24 protein-coding genes and 2 pseudogenes are annotated in these 20,250 nt (G+C 53.0%); 20 read left to right on the top strand and 6 right to left on the bottom strand.

Translation table 11 applies throughout. The annotated features are described in order from the left end of the window. Positions 1 to 47: 47 nt before the first annotated feature. The 6 genes and pseudogenes from urtB (at position 48) to UC14_RS04405 (ending at position 5,230) form a co-directional block, all read left to right on the top strand. A pseudogene (urtB, locus tag UC14_RS04430) lies at positions 48 to 1,617 on the top strand (urea ABC transporter permease subunit UrtB). Beyond that, positions 1,617 to 2,690 (top strand): urea ABC transporter permease subunit UrtC, encoded by a 1,074-nt coding sequence (gene urtC / locus UC14_RS04425; RefSeq protein WP_112197282.1) that lies wholly within the window; start codon positions 1,617 to 1,619, stop codon positions 2,688 to 2,690. Before urtB ends, urtC begins: the two are co-directional and overlap by 1 nt. Beyond that, entirely contained in the window at positions 2,690 to 3,487 is a 798-nt protein-coding gene (gene urtD / locus UC14_RS04420) for an urea ABC transporter ATP-binding protein UrtD (protein WP_013573421.1), read from the top strand. The genes urtC and urtD overlap by 1 nt, the downstream gene beginning before the upstream one ends. An 11-nt stretch (positions 3,488 to 3,498) precedes the next feature. Further along, positions 3,499 to 4,197, top strand: coding sequence for an urea ABC transporter ATP-binding subunit UrtE (gene urtE, locus UC14_RS04415; RefSeq protein WP_112197281.1), 699 nt, complete (start codon positions 3,499 to 3,501; stop codon positions 4,195 to 4,197). A 233-nt stretch (positions 4,198 to 4,430) separates the two neighbouring features. Continuing rightward, positions 4,431 to 4,847, top strand: coding sequence for a DUF2442 domain-containing protein (locus UC14_RS04410; protein WP_013573419.1), 417 nt, complete (start codon positions 4,431 to 4,433; stop codon positions 4,845 to 4,847). 29 nt (positions 4,848 to 4,876) lie between these two features. Continuing rightward, positions 4,877 to 5,230: a hypothetical protein gene (locus UC14_RS04405; RefSeq protein WP_225444971.1), complete on the top strand. Its 354-nt coding sequence runs from the start codon at positions 4,877 to 4,879 to the stop codon at positions 5,228 to 5,230. A gap of 63 nt (positions 5,231 to 5,293) precedes the next feature. Here the strand turns inward: UC14_RS04405 and UC14_RS04400 are convergent, their stop codons facing one another. Further along, positions 5,294 to 5,542, bottom strand: a complete 249-nt coding sequence (locus tag UC14_RS04400; RefSeq protein ID WP_013573417.1) for a GlsB/YeaQ/YmgE family stress response membrane protein — start codon at positions 5,540 to 5,542, stop codon at positions 5,294 to 5,296. 403 nt (positions 5,543 to 5,945) lie between these two features. On the opposite strand from UC14_RS04400, the gene UC14_RS04395 reads away from it, so the two are divergent. The 3 genes from UC14_RS04395 to UC14_RS04385 all read left to right on the top strand — a co-directional run bounded on the left by UC14_RS04395 (position 5,946) and on the right by UC14_RS04385 (position 7,463). Then, entirely contained in the window at positions 5,946 to 6,203 is a 258-nt protein-coding gene (locus UC14_RS04395; RefSeq protein WP_013573416.1) for a YdgH/BhsA/McbA-like domain containing protein, read from the top strand. Positions 6,204 to 6,361: 158 nt separating this feature from the next. Then, entirely contained in the window at positions 6,362 to 6,997 is a 636-nt protein-coding gene (locus UC14_RS04390) for a LysE family translocator (RefSeq protein ID WP_013573415.1), read from the top strand. Positions 6,998 to 7,016: 19 nt separating this feature from the next. Further along, complete coding sequence (locus tag UC14_RS04385) at positions 7,017 to 7,463, top strand: GNAT family N-acetyltransferase (RefSeq protein WP_014411441.1); 447 nt, start codon at positions 7,017 to 7,019, stop codon at positions 7,461 to 7,463. On the opposite strand, the gene yfcF is transcribed toward UC14_RS04385, so the two are convergent. Beyond that, the gene (gene yfcF, locus UC14_RS04380; RefSeq protein WP_013573413.1) at positions 7,455 to 8,084 is read right to left on the bottom strand and encodes a glutathione transferase; all 630 of its coding nucleotides are present in this window, start codon (positions 8,082 to 8,084) and stop codon (positions 7,455 to 7,457) included. The genes UC14_RS04385 and yfcF overlap by 9 nt on opposite strands. A 295-nt stretch (positions 8,085 to 8,379) precedes the next feature. Between yfcF and UC14_RS04375 the strand changes: the two genes are divergently transcribed. The 5 genes from UC14_RS04375 to UC14_RS04355 all read left to right on the top strand — a co-directional run bounded on the left by UC14_RS04375 (position 8,380) and on the right by UC14_RS04355 (position 10,999). Beyond that, positions 8,380 to 9,030 carry a hypothetical protein gene (locus UC14_RS04375; protein WP_112197279.1) on the top strand — a complete coding sequence of 217 codons (651 nt, stop codon included), beginning with the start codon at positions 8,380 to 8,382 and terminating at the stop codon, positions 9,028 to 9,030. Between the two features lie 21 nt (positions 9,031 to 9,051). Continuing rightward, a complete protein-coding gene (locus UC14_RS04370) occupies positions 9,052 to 9,243 on the top strand; it encodes a hypothetical protein (RefSeq protein ID WP_037033839.1) in 192 nt (63 codons plus the stop codon). A 22-nt stretch (positions 9,244 to 9,265) separates the two neighbouring features. Next, a complete protein-coding gene (locus UC14_RS04365) occupies positions 9,266 to 9,745 on the top strand; it encodes a type VI secretion system tube protein TssD (protein WP_112197278.1) in 480 nt (159 codons plus the stop codon). 217 nt (positions 9,746 to 9,962) lie between these two features. Next, positions 9,963 to 10,502, top strand: a complete 540-nt coding sequence (locus UC14_RS04360) for a hypothetical protein (protein WP_013573412.1) — start codon at positions 9,963 to 9,965, stop codon at positions 10,500 to 10,502. A 14-nt stretch (positions 10,503 to 10,516) separates the two neighbouring features. Continuing rightward, on the top strand, positions 10,517 to 10,999 hold the full coding sequence (locus tag UC14_RS04355; RefSeq protein ID WP_013573411.1) for an N-acetyltransferase: 483 nt from the start codon (positions 10,517 to 10,519) through the stop codon (positions 10,997 to 10,999). Here UC14_RS04355 and UC14_RS04350 read toward each other — a convergent pair. After that, the gene (locus UC14_RS04350) at positions 10,983 to 11,435 is read right to left on the bottom strand and encodes a GNAT family N-acetyltransferase (RefSeq protein ID WP_112197277.1); all 453 of its coding nucleotides are present in this window, start codon (positions 11,433 to 11,435) and stop codon (positions 10,983 to 10,985) included. The two genes, UC14_RS04355 and UC14_RS04350, sit on opposite strands and share 17 nt — an antisense overlap. Positions 11,436 to 11,463: 28 nt before the next feature. Further along, positions 11,464 to 12,030: a helix-turn-helix domain-containing protein gene (locus UC14_RS04345; protein WP_013573409.1), complete on the bottom strand. Its 567-nt coding sequence runs from the start codon at positions 12,028 to 12,030 to the stop codon at positions 11,464 to 11,466. Between the two features lie 138 nt (positions 12,031 to 12,168). On the opposite strand from UC14_RS04345, the gene UC14_RS04340 reads away from it, so the two are divergent. From UC14_RS04340 to UC14_RS04320, 5 genes and pseudogenes are all read left to right on the top strand, one after another. Then, positions 12,169 to 13,371 (top strand): benzoate/H(+) symporter BenE family transporter, encoded by a 1,203-nt coding sequence (locus UC14_RS04340; protein ID WP_013573408.1) that lies wholly within the window; start codon positions 12,169 to 12,171, stop codon positions 13,369 to 13,371. Between the two features lie 122 nt (positions 13,372 to 13,493). Further along, on the top strand, positions 13,494 to 14,525 hold the full coding sequence (gene idnD, locus UC14_RS04335) for an L-idonate 5-dehydrogenase (RefSeq protein ID WP_112151986.1): 1,032 nt from the start codon (positions 13,494 to 13,496) through the stop codon (positions 14,523 to 14,525). A gap of 87 nt (positions 14,526 to 14,612) precedes the next feature. After that, complete coding sequence (locus UC14_RS04330; protein WP_112197276.1) at positions 14,613 to 15,209, top strand: DJ-1/PfpI family protein; 597 nt, start codon at positions 14,613 to 14,615, stop codon at positions 15,207 to 15,209. Between the two features lie 131 nt (positions 15,210 to 15,340). Continuing rightward, positions 15,341 to 15,883: pseudogene (locus UC14_RS04325) on the top strand (isochorismatase family protein); the annotation flags it as partial. A 47-nt stretch (positions 15,884 to 15,930) separates the two neighbouring features. Beyond that, the gene (locus UC14_RS04320; RefSeq protein WP_013573404.1) at positions 15,931 to 16,845 is read left to right on the top strand and encodes a GlxA family transcriptional regulator; all 915 of its coding nucleotides are present in this window, start codon (positions 15,931 to 15,933) and stop codon (positions 16,843 to 16,845) included. A gap of 198 nt (positions 16,846 to 17,043) precedes the next feature. On the opposite strand, the gene UC14_RS26675 is transcribed toward UC14_RS04320, so the two are convergent. Together UC14_RS26675 and UC14_RS04315 are read right to left on the bottom strand one after the other, a co-directional pair. Continuing rightward, positions 17,044 to 17,586, bottom strand: coding sequence for a hypothetical protein (locus UC14_RS26675; protein ID WP_147423491.1), 543 nt, complete (start codon positions 17,584 to 17,586; stop codon positions 17,044 to 17,046). Positions 17,587 to 17,749: 163 nt separating this feature from the next. Continuing rightward, positions 17,750 to 18,745: an acyltransferase gene (locus UC14_RS04315; protein WP_112197274.1), complete on the bottom strand. Its 996-nt coding sequence runs from the start codon at positions 18,743 to 18,745 to the stop codon at positions 17,750 to 17,752. 235 nt (positions 18,746 to 18,980) lie between these two features. On the opposite strand from UC14_RS04315, the gene UC14_RS04310 reads away from it, so the two are divergent. Beyond that, on the top strand, positions 18,981 to 20,219 hold the full coding sequence (locus UC14_RS04310; RefSeq protein ID WP_013573401.1) for an MFS transporter: 1,239 nt from the start codon (positions 18,981 to 18,983) through the stop codon (positions 20,217 to 20,219). Positions 20,220 to 20,250 lie beyond the last annotated feature (31 nt).

Genomic DNA, 20,250 nt, shown 5'->3' with positions numbered 1-20,250 from the left:
CAGGGGGAGGACGCAAACCAGCATCAACTTTATGCGGCGAGAACATTATGAGAATCCTCATCCGATCACTGCTTTTCCTGCTTTGTTGCCTTCCGTTGCTGGCAGAGGCGGGTGCGGCGAATGACTTTGCTGCCGCCAGCCGCAGCCAGCAGGCCACGTTATTACAGCAATGGGCGGCAGACCCGCAGCCGGAAAGGCTGCCACTGCTCGAGGCACTGAAGCAGGAAAACGTCGTCATCGACGAAGCAAAACATGCGTTTGCGCAAAATGGCGATCAACTGACGCCGCTGGAAGGCGACGTTAAACCGCAGGGTGACACCAAAAAAGTCTGGCTGAACAACCGCCTGCGTATTCTGATTGCCAATGCGCTTTCCGCACACCGTCTGGTGAGCACCGACAGCGCGGTCCGTTTACAGGCTGCCAAAGCCTTACAGCGCGAAGCGCAGGCCGATCAGTTGCCGCTGCTGACCCGTCGTCTTGAACGGGAAAAAGACAGCACCGTTCACGACGCCCTTTCCATCGCGCTGGCAAATTTACAACTGGCTGATGCCAGTCCGCAGGTGCGCCTGAAAGCCGTTGAACTGCTCGGCACGTCGGGCGATCCGGATACTCAAGGCCGCCTGCAAAGCCTGACGGATCCGAAAACCGAGCCTGATGCCACGGTGCGTAATGCCGCGCTCGCCAGCCTGAAAGCGGTGCAGCATCGCCTGATGATTGGCGATTTACTGGGTCAGGCGTTTACCGGCTTATCGCTCGGCTCGATTCTGCTGCTGGCCGCACTCGGACTGGCGATCACATACGGTTTGCTGGGTGTGATTAACATGGCACACGGCGAGATGTTAATGCTCGGCTCTTACTCGACTTACATGGTGCAGTCGCTGTTTCAGCACTATGCCCCTGGCCTGCTGGCGCTGTATCCGCTGGTGGCGCTGCCGGTAGCCTTTTTCATTACGGCGGGGATTGGCATGGCACTGGAGCGCACGGTCATCCGCCATTTATACGGTCGTCCGCTGGAAACCCTGCTGGCGACCTGGGGCATCAGCCTGATCCTTATTCAGGGCGTACGTATGCTGTTTGGTGCGCAGAACGTCGAAGTGGCGAATCCCGGCTGGCTCTCCGGCGGTATTCAGTTGCTGCCGAATCTGGTGCTGCCGTACAACCGCATCGCGGTGATCATCTTCGTGTTGCTGGTGCTCGGCCTGACCTGGCTGCTGCTCAATAAAACCCGGCTGGGCATGAACGTACGCGCCGTCACCCAGAACCGCGCCATGGCGGCCTGCTGTGGGGTACCCACCGGGGCGCGTCGATATGCTGGCGTTCGGCCTCGGTTCCGGCATTGCCGGTTTAGGTGGCGTGGCATTATCGCAGCTCAGTAACGTCGGCCCGGAACTCGGGCAGGGCTACATCATCGACTCCTTCCTGGTGGTGGTACTTGGCGGTGTCGGACAACTGGCGGGCACCGTGGTGGCGGCCTTTGGTCTGGGCATCGTGAACAAAATTCTTGAGCCGGAAATCGGCGCAGTACTGGGGAAAATCCTGATCCTCGCGCTGATTATCCTGTTTATTCAGAAACGTCCTCAGGGACTCTTCGCCTTCAAAGGCAGGGTGATTGACTGATGAGCCAGCCTCTGACGATTACCGGCGTACAAAAAGCGCCGAAGATTGCGATTTCGGTGGGCACGCTGGTGCTCATCTTCCTGATTGTGATGCCGTTTCTGGCGCTGTTGCCCGCCGGTAATCCGCTGGCGATCTCCACGTACACGCTGACGCTGATCGGCAAGATCCTCTGTTATGCGATCGTGGCGATCGCGCTCGATCTGGTCTGGGGTTATGCCGGTTTGCTGTCGCTCGGCCACGGGCTGTTTTTCGCCCTCGGCGGTTATGCGATGGGCATGTATTTAATGCGGCAGGCCGCAGGCAGCGGATTGCCGGATTTTATGTCGTTTCTGTCGTGGACCGAGTTGCCGTGGTTCTGGGCAGGTACGCAGCATTTTGCCTGGGCACTGTGCCTGATCGTGCTGGTGCCCGGCGCGCTGGCGTTTGTGTTCGGCTATTTCGCCTTCCGTTCAAAAATCAAAGGCGTCTATTTTTCGATCATGACGCAGGCGCTGACGTACGCCGGTATGTTGCTGTTTTTCCGCAATGAAACCGGTTTTGGCGGCAATAACGGTTTCACCGGTTTTACCACCCTGCTCGGCTTTCCGGTCACCGCCACCGGCACCCGCGTGGGATTATTTTTAGCCACGGTTCTGGTGCTGGTCGCCAGTCTGGCGCTGGGCTTTGCGCTGGCGAGAAGTAAATATGGCCGCGTGCTGACGGCAGTGCGTGACGCTGAGAACCGGCTGATTTTCTGCGGTTACGATCCGAAAGGTTTCAAGCTGTTCGTCTGGACGATTTCCGCCATGCTGTGCGGTCTGGCGGGTGCGCTGTACGTGCCGCAGGTCGGCATTATCAACCCGGGCGAAATGTCGCCAACCAACTCCATCGAAGCCGCCATCTGGGTGGCACTCGGCGGACGCGGCACGCTGATCGGCCCGGTTATTGGCGCAGGCATCGTCAACGGCGCGAAAAGCTGGTTCACCGTCGCCATTCCCGAATACTGGCAATTTGTGCTCGGCGGCATGTTTATTCTGGTGACACTGTTCCTGCCGCAAGGCGTGATTGGCCTGCTGCGCAAGAGGAAATCCTGATGACCATGACCGAAGACCTGTTTACCCAGCCGCAGCGGGCGGACCGGCACCGCGAACAAACTGACCCGATTTTGCAACTGGAAAACATCAACGTCAGCTTTGACGGCTTTAAGGCGCTGACCAATTTGTCGCTGAACATCGGCGTCGGCGAATTACGCTGCGTGATCGGCCCGAACGGCGCGGGGAAAACCACGCTGATGGACGTGATCACCGGCAAAACCCGACCGCAAAGTGGCCGTGTTTTTTACGACCAGCGTACCGATCTGACGAAACTGGATCCGGTGCAGATTGCGCAGTCAGGCATCGGGCGGAAATTCCAGAAACCGACGGTGTTTGAAGCGCTGACGGTATTCGAAAATCTGGAAATCGCGCAGAAAACCAATAAATCAGTATGGGCGTGTCTGCGCGCAAAAATGAACAGCGAGCAGCGTGACCGCATCGATGAAATGCTTGGCACGCTGCGCCTCGCCGCTGAGCGACATCGACCGGCGGGCCTGCTTTCGCACGGTCAGAAACAGTTTCTGGAAATCGGTATGTTGCTGGTGCAGGAACCGCATCTGTTACTGCTCGATGAACCGGCGGCAGGCATGACCGATGCCGAAACCGAATACACCGCAGAGCTGTTCAAACAACTGGCTGGCAGGCATTCGCTGATGGTGGTCGAGCACGATATGGGGTTTGTGGAAACCATCGCTGACCACGTCACCGTACTGCATCAGGGTCAGGTACTGGCTGAAGGCTCTCTGCGTGAAGTGCAGGCCAACGAGCAGGTTATCGACGTGTATTTAGGGCGCTGAGGAGTCGCATTATGTTGCAGGTAAATGAACTGAATCAGTTTTACGGCGGCAGCCACATTCTGCGCGGCCTGTCTTTTGAGGCAAAAATCGGCGAAGTGACGTGCCTGCTCGGACGTAATGGCGTCGGAAAAACCACGCTGCTCAAATGCCTGATGGGGCTGATACCGGCGAAATCCGGCACCATCACCTGGCAGGATCAGGTGATCAATTCCCGAAAACCGCACCAGCGTGTACAGGCGGGCATTGCCTATGTCCCGCAGGGACGCGAAATTTTTCCGCGTCTGACCGTGGAAGAAAATCTGCTGATGGGGCTGTCGCGTTTTTCCGGCAGCAATGCTAAACAGGTGCCGGATGAAATCTACCATCTGTTCCCGATCTTGCTGGAAATGAAGCATCGCCGCGGCGGGGATTTGTCCGGCGGCCAGCAGCAACAACTGGCGATTGGCCGTGCGCTGGCCTGCAAACCGAATCTCCTGATCCTCGACGAACCGACCGAAGGCATTCAGCCGTCGGTGATTAAAGAAATCGGTGCGGTGATCAAACAGCTCGCCGCCCGCGGTGACATGGCGATCCTGCTGGTCGAACAATTCTACGATTTCGCCGCCGAACTGGCCGACAGCTATCTGGTGATGTCGCGCGGCAGCATTGTGAAACGCGGGCGCGGGGCAGAAATGGAGGCGGAAGGCGTGCGCGGGCTGGTGGCGATTTAGTCCCTGATAAAGTAACGCTCGCTAATTCATCCCTTCAGGTCTACCATAAACCTAACTGCTAGGTTTATGGATAAACTCATGCCCACAATTCTCCGCTTTTCAGGATGGTTGATTATGGTTTACAGCCATGATCACCTGCCGCGCCATGTTCATTTACGACGCGGAGATCAAAGCTTTGTTTCGTTACTTAGAAGCAAATATCGTCACGCTCAATGCTGAATGGGAGAAGATCCATGGCACCAATGACACGATTTGATGCGGCGTTAAAGCGCGGGGAGCAAACGGCTAATGACCCTTCCCGCCCTGTTTCGGTCGAATACCGTCCTGAACAACATGCCTTTATGATCATGCACGGCAACGGCGTCGGGTATCTTATTAACATTGATTTGATTGAAGAACTTCAGCACGCGACGCAGGAACAACTGAACACCGCAGCAGTCGATGGTTTCAGCAAAGCACTGCGTATTCCGGCCTGTAATGTGGATATTTACCTGCCGGGATTACTTGCAAAAATTCTTTTTGATGCCAGCGACTTACAGAAAATTGTTGCCTCAATTAACGGTGCCATGCGCAGCGCCGTTAAAGCCAGTGCCAGCCGGGAAAATGGTAAAAAAGGCGGACGTCCGCGTAAAAATACAGAGTTACGTTAATGCCCAAAATCAAAAGTCAGGAAGCTCTGATGCGTCAGCGCAAGCGCTGGATCATGCTGGCGGTGCTGTTGGCGGTGATCGCCGCAGGCCATCAGTGGTGGAAACAAGGGAAACTCGTCTCCGAGCAATGGAGCCCGAACAAACAGTATGTGGTGCGCGAGTATAAAACTTTCGAATTTATTCCGCGCATGACCATGCCGGGTGACGGCGGGCATTATTCCGGCTATATGCGTGTCTACAACCGCGACGGCAAACAATTTTACGAAGAGTATTCCGGCCTGCTCGACTTTATCGAAGGACCGTTCTGGGCGAAGGAAGGCGTTTACTGGATGGGTAATGATAATCAGGACATCGTACGGTTGCCGACGTCGCCGGTGGAGTGATTAACAGACACAAAAAAGCCGCGACTTGCGCGGCTTTTCACATCTCAACCTAAGGTCGACACCTTAGCTTCTGACTTTACGGTAGATAAACAGTACGACGATCGCACCAATCACGGCGACCACGAAGCTGCCGAAGTTGAATCCGTCTACGCGACCAAAACCGAAGAAAGTACTGATATAACCACCCACAACGGCACCTACAACACCCAGGACTACGGTCAGAATGAATCCGCCGCCATCTTTGCCCGGCATGATCCATTTCGCCAGAATACCTGCAATCAGACCAAAGATAATCCAGGATAAAATTCCCATTTTCGACTCCTCCGAATAAATTTCCGTTACCGTGAATATTGTTCAGCCAAATTAGCCAAACAAGAGCAGAACGTTTCAGGCTCTGCGAGCAGAACGTGTGTTTTGCACGAACGCCCTCTTCTTGAACTGCAGATAAAGTCTAGCACCCTTTCTACAAAACCGCCCAAAATCAGCAGGAAGGGAAGAAATGCAGAGAAACCTAAGGCAGTTTCAGGCTGTGTCAGCACGAATGCGGTTTCGTCAGCTACCCGCATTCGCACGTAAAATCGCGTAAAAAGTAGACCAAATATTTTGAACAAGATAATCAAATCAATCCGTTTTTCATCTCCGGGTATCACGCCTATTATACATTCATCGAAAGGCAACCACCTTTCACTCTCATAACCTGAATGGATAAATCATCATGAAAAACGTCAAAATTTTTGCTGTAGCTGCAACCCTTTCCCTGATTTCTTTCGGCAGCTTCGCGGCTCAGCAGATTACTCAGCCATCAAGTGACATGCAGAAAATTGGGGTGATTTCCGCCGCCAACTCCACCTCTATCAGTGGCCTGGAAGCGAAACTTTCACAACAAGCGAAAGATGCCGGTGCCTCTTCTTACCGCATCATCTCCGTGACCGGGAACAACAAACTGCACGCTGACGCTGAAATCTACAAATAATCGTCTGCGAGAAAACCCTCTGAAAAGCCTGTGGAAGCCCGACTTCCACAGGCTTTTTTATTTGCCAGTATTTTTATGCCGAATTTCATTTAAATTCGCGATTGCATCTCTGCCGTCCGCTTCACTATTCTGGTTTTTTCGCTCATCAGGAAAAGCCAATGACCGTTACCGAATCCCTGCTTTCTTACGCGCTTGCCGCTGGCATTTTAACCCTCACCCCCGGTCTCGATACCGCACTGGTGCTGCGCACTGCCGCCAGTCAGGGCAGTAAAAAGGCGCTGTCCACCGCTTTTGGCATCAGCACCGGTTGTCTGGTCTGGGGCGCGATGGTAGCACTTGGCCTTGGCGCCGTGCTCGCTGCCTCTGAAATCGCCTTCAATGTCTTGAAATGGATCGGTGCCGCGTATCTGGCCTGGCTCGGCCTGCAGATGTTGTTCAAACCCCGCAACGAAATGAACATGGATGCGCCGCAAAGCCGCCGCACCGCCTTACGCATCGGGAACTCGCCGTTCGTTAAAGGCCTTTTTGGCAACGTGCTTAACCCGAAAGTCGGTGTGTTTTATGTCTCTTTCCTGCCGCAGTTCGTCGCCACCGGCTATCCGGTCGGGCCGTACATTTTCGGCCTCGCCGCCATGCATGCGGTGATCGGGACGTTATGGTCGGTCACCATGATTTCGGCCACCCGCCCGCTGTCGCGCTGGTTGCGCCGTCCGGCAGTGGTCAGAACGCTGGACCGGCTCACCGGCACCGTGTTTATCGCTTTTGCAGTTCGCCTCGCTACGACAAAACGTTAACGGAAAAAGGAAAAATGTCATGAAGACTCGTCTCACCCATGCCCCGACCGAAAGCGATCTCGAGGAGATCAAAACGGCACTGCGGGATTTCAACAGAAACTTTATCCCGAAACCGACCTTCCGCGAGTTAGGCATTTTCGTGGAAGATGAGAATGGCAAGAAACTGGCCGGTATCGTGGCTGAAACCGTCGGCTACTGGATGTACATAAAGATGCTGTGGGTCGATGAAACGCTGCGCGGCAAAGATGTCGGCACGCAGCTCATCAGGGAAGCGGAAGAGGAAGCCAAAGCACGGGGTTGCCGTTACTCGCTGGTTGATACGTTCAGTTTCCAGGCGCGGCCTTTCTACGAACGTATGGGCTATAGCATGCAAATGGCGCTGGAGGATTACATCCCTGATTCCCGCGCGCCGGACGATGCGCCCTCGACGCATACGCGGTTCTTTCTGACAAAAACGTTAAGCTGAAAGCGCCAGCCATTCCTTCACCGATGGCCGCTGCCATTGCGCCTCTGCGTAAGCGGCCAGTTTCTCCGGCAGCGGATCGCCGTTCAGATGCAGACGATTAAGCATCAGCGCCAGATCCACGTCCGCAATACACCATTCGCCAAATAAATATTCTTTGTCGCCCAGTAAAAACGCGGCGGCGGCATACAGTTTTTCAGCCGCCTGCTGTCCGCTTGCACTGAGCGCCGGACGTTTCGCACCGGCAAACACCACTTCCGTTGAACGCTCTTCGCGAATAGGCATCAGATCGCTGCGCAGCCATGCCTGTACTTCACGGGCCTTGGCGCGGTTTTCAGGGTCAGCCGGGTAAATGGCGGGGAACGTGGGCGCAGGGAACAACTCTTCGACATATTCATCAATCGCAGAGGACTCGGATAACACAAACGTGCCATTGGTTAATGTCGGTACGCGGCGGGTGACGGAAATCGCCGAATAATTTTCCTTCAGGTTTTCCGCGTTAGCCAGATCTACCTTTTCCAGTTCAAAGGGAATGCCTTTTTCGGTCAGCGCGACAAAAGCGGACATCACATAAGGGCTGAAAAAATTGGCATCGGAATACAAAATCAGCGAAGGCTGGCTCATGGCAAACTCCTGAAAGAAATAAAACAAAGGAAGAAAAACATAGCGCAGAAAGAGGGAGGTGTCGTTAAAAACTCATTCAGATGATAAACCCGAGTGGAGTTGTTGGGATACGGGCAAATTTTCTCATTCTAAAGAATGCGTACATCATCTTATACATTAAGCTAATTTTGAGAAACTGATTAAACAAGATATTTTCCGCACCAAACTTTCGCACGTTTTTTAACCATTGCCATTTGGCTTAAGTCAATATATCCTCTAAAAAACCGCCAAACAAACGGACTTCAAAGGGCGCATTATGGATAATTCAGAAGAGATAGCACAGCGCATTGCCGACATAATTATTTCCCCTGATTCAGCTATTGGTTTGGTACATGGAATACTTTCCGTGCCAGTTGATCTTGGATATCTTGCATATGGTTTTTTCGATACAGATTCATACCACGCTCATGAAACAGAAACAATAAGAATAATAGAAGCGATTAAACGTGGAATACTGGAACATGATCGGATTACGGACGCGATACAAACTATACTTAATGATTTCAATAAATACGTTTCAGAAAGCGAACAAAACAAAACATACAGCCGATCTGTTTTCTCAGTTGTCGGCAGAACTGCAACTAATACAGTTATTGCCGGGAAAGTTGCTATCGCGATAGCTCAAGGAACAAGCTTTTTTGTGAAAGTAAGAGGCGGGGTCATTGGAAACATATTATTAGTCGGAGGAATGAAAGAACGCTGCATTCGGGCATCAGAAAAGCTGAGCGTGGAAGTGCCTGAACTCTACGCTATTTTGCGGTTAAAAGATTATGACCTGCTTTATTTCCTGTTCGAGCCTGCCCTGTCACCTTTTGTTGACGCCCTGTATGTTCGACACCAACAAGGCTCTCCCGCGTTTGATAAGATCCTAAAAATTGTAGATTCAAAAGTTGGAGCCCGTAGATAAGTGGATAAGAAACCCAGCTTTATGAAGAAAGCTGCAAATGCTGCAGTAGGTCAAATAGGCGCTATCCTTGGCGGTGCATCAGTCTGGTTTTCGTTATTCTTTGTATTTTATTTTGATACCTGGCTGGAGAGATTGCTCGCCATTTCAGCTATGGTATTTGTCATATGGATTATTGGTAAACTAGTCGATAAATATTACCCACAGGATAACTAAACATTAAATATAAGGATATTTCATGTCAAATCCAGCATATTTATTTCTAACCGGAGTAGATGGTTCGCCCATTGTTGGTGGTTCGTTGGTTTCAGGCAGAGAGGGGGCGATAGAGTTAAAATCAGTGACTCATAATATGCATATCCCAGCCGACAGAAACACGGGTAAACTAACAGGGACACGAATACATTCTCCGATCACCTTGCAAAAAGAATTCGATAGGACAACGCCGCTTTTGTATCGCGCACTGAGTGAAGGACAAACGCTGAAGTCTGCTACAATCAAAATGTATCATATTCTTGAGGCGGGAATAGAAGCCGAATACTTCAATATCATTTTGGAAAATGTAAAAGTTACATCCATTGCACCCAATTTATACCCAGGCAACCAGACTGGAACACATTTTGAAACTATCCAGCTACGCTATGAAAGCATTACATGGAAGTATGTAAACGGGAATATCATTTATAAAGATACCTGGAATGAACGCATAACCGCCTAATAGATCGGCGACAACCCACTACAGCCTCCATCTCTGCTTGGGAAATCCAAAAACGACATATAAAGTCGGCATTTTTACGCCTCCAACCCACCTCATACTTATTCATTGTAGCAATGAATAAGTATGAGGTCCGCCAAAGATAAACGTTCGCATCCTGCGCACGTCTCCCTATACTGCTGTTATGTCGGCTGATTCAGCACCTGTTCAGGAAACTCCTATGAAGTCATGGCTCTTACCTCTTTTGCTGCTTGCACCGCTCTGCTCGCAGGCGGCATCTACGCCGAAAGAAATCAAAGCGCGGTTCAGCCAGTTTAAGGTCGGCGATAAAACCATTTGCCTGGATGATGTGACTTACGCCAACAACAGCAAAATGAAAGTTATCGAGAACGGCTTCGTGGTTTCGAAACGCAAGAATGTGCTGGTTTATCAGAGCAACACCTTATTTCTGCTCGGTAATGACATCACGGTGAACATCAAGGCCGTGATTGAAAGCAAGGCGGGGAAAACAGGATTCCGTAATCAGTTTAAACAGGCGATGATCCGGGTCGACGGGATGGATGATCCGACGCGCGCCAGTGAAAAAGCCAAAATCATTCAGTCTTTTGAAGACGTGATTTCAGATAAAAATAATGAAACGCCCTACAGTTCAGTGGCGCTGACCGATAAAGGCTACATCATCACGCAGATGGAAAGTCATTCCACCACCATCAGCGAATGCTACGTCACGCCTTATAAGAAGCCGGAAAACAACAAATAAATCAGAGGGAAAGGATGACTATTTTAGCGCCGATGAGTGCTGCGTTTTACCAGGGTTTCGCAGAACAGCTGGCAAAAGATTATGCAGAAGAGAACGTAACAGCCGGTCTTTGGCAGGCGGATACCGCGCTGGAACGGGCTCGCAGTTCTACGCAAAGTGCACTGCCGCAAGGTATTGATACACCGGATCAGTATCTTTTTGAGATTAAAACCAAAGAGAACGGCGAAACAGCGGGCTATTTATGGTTTTCCAATGTGGAACGTTATGGCGTGCGCAGCGCGTTCGTGTACGAACTGACGGTGTATCCGCAATTTCGCCGTCAGGGTCATGCAGCGGCAGCGTTCAGATTGATGGAAGAACGCCTGCAGGAACAGGGTTGTGTGGCAATTGAACTGAATGTCTTTGCCAGCAATCCCGGTGCGCAGGCGCTGTACGCCAGCCTCGGTTACGTCACAACGAAAATGAATATGCGTAAACCACTTAACGGGAATATTTAATAAATTCGGTCAGCGTACCAATACGATCATACAGTTTGCGGGCAGTATGATTTGAGGTCTGGGTAGTCCAGTAGACGTTGGCTTTATTGTTTTCGTCGGCGTAAGCATAAACCGCTTCAATCAGTTTTTGCCCGATCCCCAGTTTGCGGGCGCGGTCGTCAACGTACAAATCCTGCAAATACACCACCTGCTGCATGTGCCAGCCATGATCGTGATTGATACAGTTCACCAGCCCGGCCAGTTTTCCCTCGTACTCCGCCACATAGCCAAACATGCTGGCGTAATCAGGCTGTGATAAACGCTGGAAAGTGTAATCAAATTGTGCCGGATCGAGCTCCGACTGGTAAAAATCCAGATAATCACGCCATAACGCTTCCCAACCTTCGCGGTCTGCGGGGGTTAACAGACGGATCATCACATCGTGCGGCTGGCTCATCGGGCATTCTCCTCAGGAAATGAAAACGTTACGGGCGTGACTGCGGATAATGTATCAGGTCGTGGAAACGCACGGAATGACCGCTTTCATTGCGGTAAGCGTGCGGACAATCGGCAACAAAACGCAAAGCTTCACCGGCGCTGAGCACGCGCGTCACGCCGTCAACCGTCAGCGTCAGTTCACCTTCGATAACAATCACATGCTCAATCACTCCGGCTTCGTGTGGTGTGGATTCGCTGCATCCGCCCGGCTCGAGATCGATAACAAACATGTCCATACGCAGCGTGGTATCGAACGGAAACAGCGGCACCACGCGCATGCCCGAAGTGTCACTGTTGAACGTAGTCAGTAAGCCGTGGCGATGCAACGCCGCTGACTGCGCGGGCGGCGTTTCGAGAAATTCCGAGAACGAAACATTCAGGCCGCTGGCGATTTTCCACAGCGTCGCGACGGTCGGGCTGGATTCGCCGCGCTCGATTTGCCCGAGCATCGCCTTACTGACGCCGGTATGTTCTGCCGTCTGGCTGAGACTCCAGCCGCGTTCGCTGCGCACGGCTTTCAGCTGGCTGCCAATATGGTGGGTGAGTTCCTGCATCCTGACTCCTCTGGCAATCGTTTTTACCGATCGCGATTGTGCGTTATAACGCACAGTGATATCTTGAGCGCAGCAGATGTGCGCTATAACGCACAACAGCATACCGCCAGCGTCCGCTAACCAGAAGGAATTTCGCCCATGGCCTCGCGTCTCAGTTTGCAGAATTTAACGTTTTCGGCGGTAATCGCCGGATTTGTCGCGGTTTTAGTCGGGTATACCAGCTCCGCGGCGATTATCTTTCAGGCGGCGGAAGCGGCGGGCGCCAGCGTAGCGCAGATTGGCGGCTGGCTGAGTATGCTCGGGCTGGGCATGGGTGTTACCAGCATCGGGCTATCGTTGTATTACCGCACGCCAGTGGTGACGGCCTGGTCAACGCCCGGTGCGGCGCTGCTGGTGACCAGCCTGCCCGGCACTTCGCTTAACGAAGCCATTGGCGTATTTGTGTTTGCCACCGGGCTGATCCTGCTGTGTGGCGTGACCGGCTTATTCGCCAGACTGATGCATTACATTCCTCAGGCGCTGTCAGCGGCGATGCTCGGCGGTATTCTGTTGCGTTTCGGGCTGAACGCCTTTACCTCACTGCAAAGCAATTTTGCCCTCGCAGGGACCATGTGTCTGGTGTATCTGCTGGCAAAACGCGCCCTGCCGCGCTATGCGGTGGTAATGGCGCTGGTTGCCGGGCTGATCGTCGCCGCATTACAGGGTGATATTGCCCTGCACGGTCAGACGCTGACCTTCGCCGCACCGGCGTTTGTGATGCCGCATTTCACACTTTCCACCATTATCGGCATTGGCATTCCGTTTTTTGTGGTGACCATGGCCTCACAGAATGCGCCGGGCATCGCCACACTGAAAGCGCACGGCTACCATCTGCCTGTTTCGCCACTGATTTCCTGGACAGCGCTGACTGCGTTAGTTTTAGCGCCGTTCGGCGGTTTTACCATCTGTATCGCCGCCATTACCGCCGCGATTTGTATGGGTGAGGATATTCATCCTGATCCCAAAAAACGCTATATGGCGGCCGTCTCGGCAGGCGTTTTCTATCTGATTGCGGGCGTGTTTGGCGGTTCCATCGGCATGGTCTTTACTGCGTTACCGGAGGCGCTGATCCACACCATCGCCGGGCTGGCGCTGCTCGGCACCATTGCTGGCAGCCTGTACCGCGCGCTGGAAAATGAGCGTCAGCGCGACGCGGCAATCATTACGTTTCTGATCACTGCTTCCGGCGTCACGCTGCTGGGAGTCGGTTCGGCATTCTGGGGGCTGGCCGGTGGTGTGATAACCCATCTGATCCTCAGCATTCCGGCGCGCAATCGTGATAAATCTGCCGGGAAAAGTTGAGTCCGTTCAAGTTATGGGTAACAGGTTTTCGTAACACGACGCAAAGTGACGACGATCACATTTTATGACCGGCAAACCCTCTTTACTGGGCGCAATCAGGCCCTTTAAAGAGCGAGAATTCCATGACTATTGCCACACAATCCTGCGTCGTAACCGGGAAAAAAGACGTTTCGGTGATCAACCAGACCCTCGACTACACCGGAGCAGGTACGCTGGTGAAAATCACCCGCGGCGGCATCTGCGGCTCGGATCTGCATTATTACGAACACGGCGCGGTGGGTGATTTCAAAGTGCGCGAGGCGATGGTACTCGGCCACGAAGTGGTGGGTGTGGTGGAGAAATCGGATACCCCGCGTTTGCAGCCTGGTCAGAAAGTGGCGCTGAACCCGAGTAAGCCGTGCAAAGCCTGCAAATACTGTCTTTCCGGCGACGAAAATCAGTGCACCACCATGAAATTCTTCGGCAGCGCGATGTATTTCCCGCACATCAATGGCGCGTTTACGCAGTATAAGATCGTCGACAGCGACCAGTGCATTCCTTACGACAATCAGGTCAGTGACCGTCTGATGGTGTTCGCCGAGCCGCTGGCCGTCGCCATTCATGCCGTCAATCAGGCAGGCGATATTCATGGCAAAACGGTGTTTGTTTCCGGCGTCGGTCCGATCGGTTGCCTGATCGTGCTGGCGGCGAAAGCCAAAGGCGCCGCGCAAATCGTGGTGACGGACCCGAGCGAACGTTGCCGCACGCTGGCACTGGCGGTGGGTGCAGGTAAAGCGCTGGACGCCGCACAGGGTGATTTCAGTGAATATCAGGCGGAGAAAGGCTTTTTCGATGTCTCCTTTGATGCCTCCGGCCATCCGTCTTCCATCCGCCGTTGTCTGGAAGTGACCCGCGCGCGCGGCACGCTGGTTCAGGTCGGCATGGGACCGGTGGTGAATGAATTCCCGCTGATGATGCTCATTGCCAAAGAAATTAACTGGGTCGGCAGCTTCCGCTTCACCGAAGAATTCAACACGGCGGTCGAATGGCTGGCGAATAAAACTGTCGATCCGATGCCGCTGCTGTCGGCGGAATTCCCGCAGGAAAGCCTGGTGGAAGCGCTGGAGTACGCTCTGGATAAATCCAAAGCCTCGAAAGTGCAACTGGTTTTCTAGTTCACTCTGCAACGCCACTCACAATATCAAAACACCGTTTCATTTTATTATGTCCTCTGATTTTTATCCTCAGAGGACATTTGCATTATGGTAAAGGACAACGCGAAAAAGCAGGTCGCTCTGCTGCTGGCCGACGGATTTGAAGAAGGTGAAGCGGTAATTGTGCTCGATATTCTCGAGCGGCTGGAGATTCAGGTCACCACATTAGCCTGCCAGAAAAGCCTGACGCTGCGCACCTATCACGGCATTCAGATGCAGGCCAACGAACTGCTGTCCGCGCAGGGTGATCGTTTATTCGATGCCGTGGTAATGCCCGGCGGGCCGGAAGGTTCAGTGGCGCTGGCGGCCAGTAAAGAGGTGGTGGAATTTGTCCGCCGTCATGACAACGCCGGGAAACTGATTTGCCCGCTGTGCTCCGCTGCCGCGCGCGTACTGGGCGGAAACGGGCTGCTGAAAGGTCGTCGCTATGTCTGTTCCGGCGATTTATACAAAGACGTGAAAGACGGCGTTTACCTCAATCAGTCGTTTGTAGAAGACGGCAACTTACTCAGCGGCAAAGGATTAGGGCTGGCGTTTGATTTTGCGTTTCAGCTTGCGTACCGCCTGACCGGCGATGCTGAAACGACCAATTTCCAGGCCGACCATATCGACTATCACCACTGGCGCGCCGATCAGAAGCTTTGATCAAAAAATTCTGAACCGACGGCGGATGGCGCAGGTCGTCCGCCCTGGTCAGCATCATGTCCGTTTTTGGCATTCTTCTCATTTCAATTCAGGCGCACACTGGCTTCACACTCACCAGATGGAGTCCGGAAATGACCCAAAGCGCCCTGTTAAATATCGACGTTCAACGTTCCTTCGAACATAAAGACTTCTGGCAGCAGGATGATTTACCGGCTTTCAGCGCAGCCTTAACCCGCCTGATTGATGGTTGTCAGGCCCGCAACGTGCCGGTTATCGACGTGTTTCACGTCAATCCTGATGGCGACTTTTCGCTGGCTTCCGGTCTGGTCACGCCGATGACGTTCCTCACACACCAACCGCAACATGTCGTCCATAAACACGTCCACAATGCCCTGACGGAATCCGGCCTCGACGGCTGGCTGCGCGATAAAGGCATCACGCATCTGATTATCGCCGGTATGCGTACCGAGCAGTGCTGCGAAACCACGGCCCGCGTGGCGTCCGATCTCGGCTATTCAGTGACTTTTGTCACCGAAGCGACACTGACGTTCCCGATGATCCACGCCAGCGGACTCACGCTGAGCGCGCAGGAGATCAAATTGCGTACCGAACTGGTGCTCGACGACCGCTTTGCCACCCTCACCGACGTGACCGGTGCGCTGGCGGAACTTGACCGCGTTGTGTGAAGATAGCGTTTTCCCCTGCGGACGGATGAAGCACTATGCAGCGAAATGTCTACTTTGTGACGCTCCCCGGCGTGATGTCGTTAGATCTCACCGGCCCGGCGGAAGCGCTGCGCCTGAGCGGGCAATTCCGGCTGCACTACATCGGGCCGCAGCCGGAAGTCATGATGTCTACCGGCCTGATGGTCAGCCATTTACAGCCACTGCCGCAAAGCCTGCCAGAGGGCAGCATTCTGATCATGCCGGGCGTGGCGGAATCCGCTGAAAACTTCAGCTCAATGGTGGCGCAGACGACCTGCGACTGGCTGCATCAGCAGAAAAGCGCCATTGAAGCGGGGAATTTAACGCTGGTGTGTATCTGCTCCGGCAGCCTGCTGGCCGGAAAAGCCGGGCTGCTCGACGGCTATCAGTGCACGACACATCACGACGTGATCGGGCAGTTGCGCCAGCAGGTCCCCGCCGCACAGGTAAAAGATAACCGGATATTTGTTGAAGACCGTTCCGTGCTGACCAGCGCGGGCATCAGCGCCGGTATCGATCTGGCACTGCACCTGATCGCCACGCATCTGGGACCGCAGGCGGCGCTGGATGTCGCCCGCGAAATGGTGGTCTATTTTCGTCGTGGCGGTGATGATCCGCAACTCTCTCCGTGGCTGCGTTACCGTAATCATCTGCACCCCGCCGTTCACCGCGCACAAAATCTGATGGCCGCCGAACCGGAATCCGCCTGGCAGGTGGAAGAGGTCGCTGCCAGAGCGCACATCAGCGCACGCCACCTCACCCGTTTGTTCCGCCAGCATCTGGGTATCAGCGTGCGTGACTACCACGAGCAACTGCGTATCGCCGTGGCACAACAGCGCCTTCAGCAGGGATCAGGCATCGAAAAAGCTGCCCTCGCCGCCGGATTTTCGTCCGCAAGACAATTGCGCCGTGCGCAGGAGCGGTGGCGTTAAACGCAAGGCTGATTGCAAGTTGAGCATTAATTGAGTAAAATTTTATCCGCTGACGATTTGTGGGACTGAATGGCTACGCTAAACAGTACGTCGGTGTCTGCCTGTAAAGGCCGCTGGCCGTGCCGCGATAAGATGAAAATCCAAAGACCTCCGCCTGAAGCTGTAAAAACAAAAAAGCGACCCCGTGTCGCTTTTTTGTTATCTGCGCCTTGTTGGTAATTTAAGACCTTTCATCCTCGCATCAAAAATATGCCAAAAACTGAACCATCCATTTACGCCCACCGGGCCAGCCCATTTCTCTCTCGGGTAACTTGTCATCACTTTTAATCGTATGTCACCCACCGGATGTTTATTTTTTGTTATTTCAAAAAACAAACAATAATCCACACCCATATAATGTGTTTCCAGATAATAAAATGTTTCCTGATGCTGATGCAACGTCCGGCCTAATAACGCATTTTCATTAATGAGTTTATTTATAAGCTCGGGTAAGCGGAATGAATATGAATGACGTTGCGGACAAAAATATCGCTGATGCTTTCCGGGAGCATGAGGATAAACCCACAACTCAGATTCTGCCTGATGCGCCGTGAAACAATGATCAGTGTAGACCACAAAAATCCGTAACTTACGGGTTGGAAAATCGTCACTGGCTGGCCTGACAGCAACAATTGTCGATGCCCGAAGATGATCAAGCGTATAAATCACACCATTTATTTGAAAGGGTGGCCAGAATGTCATGATAATTTGCCTGGATAAGTGAAGCGAAATAATATCCGGAACAAAATGACAAAGATAATGAAAGAGATTAATCGTGACGTGCCGATTTAATAAAATAAGGGGAAATAAATTGATAATATCATGCACAACCATTCATGATGTGTATAAATAATCAATATTGTTTTCAGCTCACCCAATTCCGCCGGTCTATTTTCCCCAACCCCATCGCCAGTAATAATCCGCCACCCAGTCCGCAGATAAACAAAAAGGCGATGTTCAGCAGCGGATATTGCGGAAAGTCGAGATGCTGGCTGCGCAGCCCAATGATGATCAGTGCATGAAAACCGTAGATGGCCAGGGAATGACGGGAGATCGGGGCAAATCCCGGCAGCATGCGGTGTGTCAGCGCGTTTTTGAACATCACGAACAGCGCGATGGCGGAGATAAACACCAGCGGGCCGCTGTAGACGTAAAAAGTGTCGGCGAAATTCTGGTTAATCTGCATCTGCCGGTACGTACCCGTGGCAATCGCCAGCGTGCTGAGGATAAACAGGGCGCTGGCGGTAAGCGTGATTACCATTTTTTCAGTATTGAGCTGGCTGATGGCGCGGCCCATCAGGGCGTAAAGCACGTAATAGAAGGTATCGCCACTGATGTATAAATCCAGCGGCAAAAGATGGATTTTCTGCCATGTCACGGCAGGCAGTTGCGGATTCGCCAGGACGCCAAGCAACGTTCCGGCGATCAGCAGGTATCTGCCGGAGACGGCTTTAACGTTAATCAGCGGGGAAATCAGGTAAATCACGATAATGGCGTAGAAAAACCAAAGATGGTAAAACACCGGTTTTTCCACAATCAGACGCAATGACGGCCAAAATCCTATTTTTGTCATGGTGAGGATATACATCAGCGAGACGGCGCTGTAGAACAGCAAACATAATGTGACGCGCCAAAAATGCCGTTTTTGCGCACTTTTTTCACCCAAAAATAGCGCACCGGAAATCATAAAGAACAGCGGCACACAGACGCGCGAGGCGGAATTGAGCAGGTTTGCCACTGTCCATTCAGCGGTATGGACCGCAGCGAAATTGACCACCAGCGAGGTGCTGGCGTGGATCATCACCACCATCATGCAGGCGAGCGCACGCAGATTATCTATCCAGCTGATTTTTTGGCTCATTCCCTGCAATTTCCTTCTTACCGATGGTTGTTGGCAGCGTAGCCAGCTTTTGGAGGGCTAACAAGGTAAAAGTGCCGTTCTCAGATTGTGCTGAACGTGAATCTGAAGATTGCGTTGCGCTCAAATAATCGGCAAAATAGCCAGCATTACTGCCTCGCTTGCGAAACCCGCCCGGACAGTCTCTTATTTTCTGCTAATTTTCAACCGATTAGCCTTACGTCTGTGAATAACTAAAATGCATAATTCTCCAAATACTGCGTCCCTTCTGGGTCGGCAGGCGCTTTTGTTCCCTCTGTGCCTGGTGCTGTTCGAATTCGCGACTTATATCGGTAACGATATGATCCAACCGGGCATGCTGGCCGTCGTGGCTAATTTTAATGCCGGGGAAGAATGGGTGCCAACATCCATGACCGCTTATCTGGCTGGCGGCATGTTCCTGCAATGGCTGCTCGGGCCACTGTCAGACAGGCGCGGGCGTCGTCCGGTCATGCTGGCGGGCGTGAGCTTTTTCATCATCACCTGTCTGGCCATTTTGTTCGTACAAAACATTGAACAGTTTATGGTGATGCGTTTCCTGCAAGGCATCAGCCTGTGCTTTATCGGCGCGGTCGGCTATGCCGCGATACAGGAATCCTTCGAAGAGTCGGTGTGTATTAAAATCACGGCCATGATGGCGAATGTCGCGCTGATTGCGCCGCTGCTCGGGCCGCTGGCCGGTGCGGCGCTGATCCACATTGCCCCGTGGCAGTCGATGTTTGTAATTTTCGCCGTGCTCGCCGCTATCGCGCTGTGGGGACTGTGGAAATCGATGCCGGAAACAGCTTCCCGGCTTGGTGAACCGTTCTCGATGCCAAGCCTGCTGCGCGATTACAAGCACGTGCTGAAGAACCGTCAGTTCGTATGCGGCGCGCTGGCGATTGGTTTTGCCAGCCTGCCGTTGCTGACATGGATTGCACAGTCGCCGGTGATTTTAATCAGCGGCGAAGGCTTAGCCGCTTACGATTATGGCCTGTTACAGGTGCCGATTTTCGGCGCACTGATTATCGGTAACGTTACGCTGGCGCGCCTGACGGGCAAACGTACCGTCGAATATCTGATTAAACTGGGCGCAGGCCCGATGGTGGTCGGTTTGCTGATCGCTGCGGTGGCTACGATGTTTTCTGCGCATGCCTATCTGTGGATGACCGCCGGTCTGAGCCTGTATGCGTTCGGAATTGGTGTGGCGAATGCCGGTTTGTACCGCCTGACGCTGTTCTCCAGCGACATGAGCAAAGGGACTGTCTCCGCCGCCATGGGCGTTATCAGCATGATGATTTTCACGGTTGGGATTGAGCTGGCAAAAGTGGCTTATGTCGAAGGCGGTGCGGGGATGTTTAACATGTTCAACCTGATCAGCGGCCTCGCCTGGCTGGCGCTGGTGGTGGTTTTCCTGCGCAGCCGTCAGGTGGTGCTGCCGCCGAACAGCGTGGTGTGATTTCGTATTGAGTCGCCATTAATACCCCACC

Origin of the sequence: Rahnella sp. NRRL B-41462, from assembly GCF_003263525.1 — a bacterium.
Taxonomy (GTDB): Bacteria; Pseudomonadota; Gammaproteobacteria; order Enterobacterales; family Enterobacteriaceae; genus Rahnella; species Rahnella aceris.
Note: the sequence above shows the minus strand (reverse complement) of the source record. Positions and strands in the feature narration are given on the sequence as shown.

What these genes read in the sequence shown, in the direction of transcription:
- idnD (WP_112151986.1), top strand. Translation starts at nt 13,494, where the DNA reads ATGACTATTGCCACACAATCCTGCGTCGTAACCGGGAAAAAAGACGTT.
- UC14_RS26675 (WP_147423491.1), bottom strand. Translation starts at nt 17,586, where the DNA reads ATGACATTCTGGCCACCCTTTCAAATAAATGGTGTGATTTATACGCTT.
- UC14_RS04370 (WP_037033839.1), top strand. Translation starts at nt 9,052, where the DNA reads ATGAAGAAAGCTGCAAATGCTGCAGTAGGTCAAATAGGCGCTATCCTT.
- urtE (WP_112197281.1), top strand. Translation starts at nt 3,499, where the DNA reads ATGTTGCAGGTAAATGAACTGAATCAGTTTTACGGCGGCAGCCACATT.
- UC14_RS04385 (WP_014411441.1), top strand. Translation starts at nt 7,017, where the DNA reads ATGAAGACTCGTCTCACCCATGCCCCGACCGAAAGCGATCTCGAGGAG.
- UC14_RS04405 (WP_225444971.1), top strand. Translation starts at nt 4,877, where the DNA reads ATGCGTCAGCGCAAGCGCTGGATCATGCTGGCGGTGCTGTTGGCGGTG.
- UC14_RS04390 (WP_013573415.1), top strand. Translation starts at nt 6,362, where the DNA reads ATGACCGTTACCGAATCCCTGCTTTCTTACGCGCTTGCCGCTGGCATT.
- urtD (WP_013573421.1), top strand. Translation starts at nt 2,690, where the DNA reads ATGACCATGACCGAAGACCTGTTTACCCAGCCGCAGCGGGCGGACCGG.
- UC14_RS04360 (WP_013573412.1), top strand. Translation starts at nt 9,963, where the DNA reads ATGAAGTCATGGCTCTTACCTCTTTTGCTGCTTGCACCGCTCTGCTCG.
- yfcF (WP_013573413.1), bottom strand. Translation starts at nt 8,084, where the DNA reads ATGAGCCAGCCTTCGCTGATTTTGTATTCCGATGCCAATTTTTTCAGC.
- UC14_RS04410 (WP_013573419.1), top strand. Translation starts at nt 4,431, where the DNA reads ATGGCACCAATGACACGATTTGATGCGGCGTTAAAGCGCGGGGAGCAA.
- UC14_RS04400 (WP_013573417.1), bottom strand. Translation starts at nt 5,542, where the DNA reads ATGGGAATTTTATCCTGGATTATCTTTGGTCTGATTGCAGGTATTCTG.
- UC14_RS04320 (WP_013573404.1), top strand. Translation starts at nt 15,931, where the DNA reads ATGCAGCGAAATGTCTACTTTGTGACGCTCCCCGGCGTGATGTCGTTA.
- UC14_RS04315 (WP_112197274.1), bottom strand. Translation starts at nt 18,745, where the DNA reads ATGAGCCAAAAAATCAGCTGGATAGATAATCTGCGTGCGCTCGCCTGC.
- UC14_RS04355 (WP_013573411.1), top strand. Translation starts at nt 10,517, where the DNA reads ATGACTATTTTAGCGCCGATGAGTGCTGCGTTTTACCAGGGTTTCGCA.
- UC14_RS04350 (WP_112197277.1), bottom strand. Translation starts at nt 11,435, where the DNA reads ATGAGCCAGCCGCACGATGTGATGATCCGTCTGTTAACCCCCGCAGAC.
- UC14_RS04330 (WP_112197276.1), top strand. Translation starts at nt 14,613, where the DNA reads ATGGTAAAGGACAACGCGAAAAAGCAGGTCGCTCTGCTGCTGGCCGAC.
- urtC (WP_112197282.1), top strand. Translation starts at nt 1,617, where the DNA reads ATGAGCCAGCCTCTGACGATTACCGGCGTACAAAAAGCGCCGAAGATT.
- UC14_RS04375 (WP_112197279.1), top strand. Translation starts at nt 8,380, where the DNA reads ATGGATAATTCAGAAGAGATAGCACAGCGCATTGCCGACATAATTATT.
- UC14_RS04345 (WP_013573409.1), bottom strand. Translation starts at nt 12,030, where the DNA reads ATGCAGGAACTCACCCACCATATTGGCAGCCAGCTGAAAGCCGTGCGC.
- UC14_RS04340 (WP_013573408.1), top strand. Translation starts at nt 12,169, where the DNA reads ATGGCCTCGCGTCTCAGTTTGCAGAATTTAACGTTTTCGGCGGTAATC.
- UC14_RS04365 (WP_112197278.1), top strand. Translation starts at nt 9,266, where the DNA reads ATGTCAAATCCAGCATATTTATTTCTAACCGGAGTAGATGGTTCGCCC.
- UC14_RS04395 (WP_013573416.1), top strand. Translation starts at nt 5,946, where the DNA reads ATGAAAAACGTCAAAATTTTTGCTGTAGCTGCAACCCTTTCCCTGATT.
- UC14_RS04310 (WP_013573401.1), top strand. Translation starts at nt 18,981, where the DNA reads ATGCATAATTCTCCAAATACTGCGTCCCTTCTGGGTCGGCAGGCGCTT.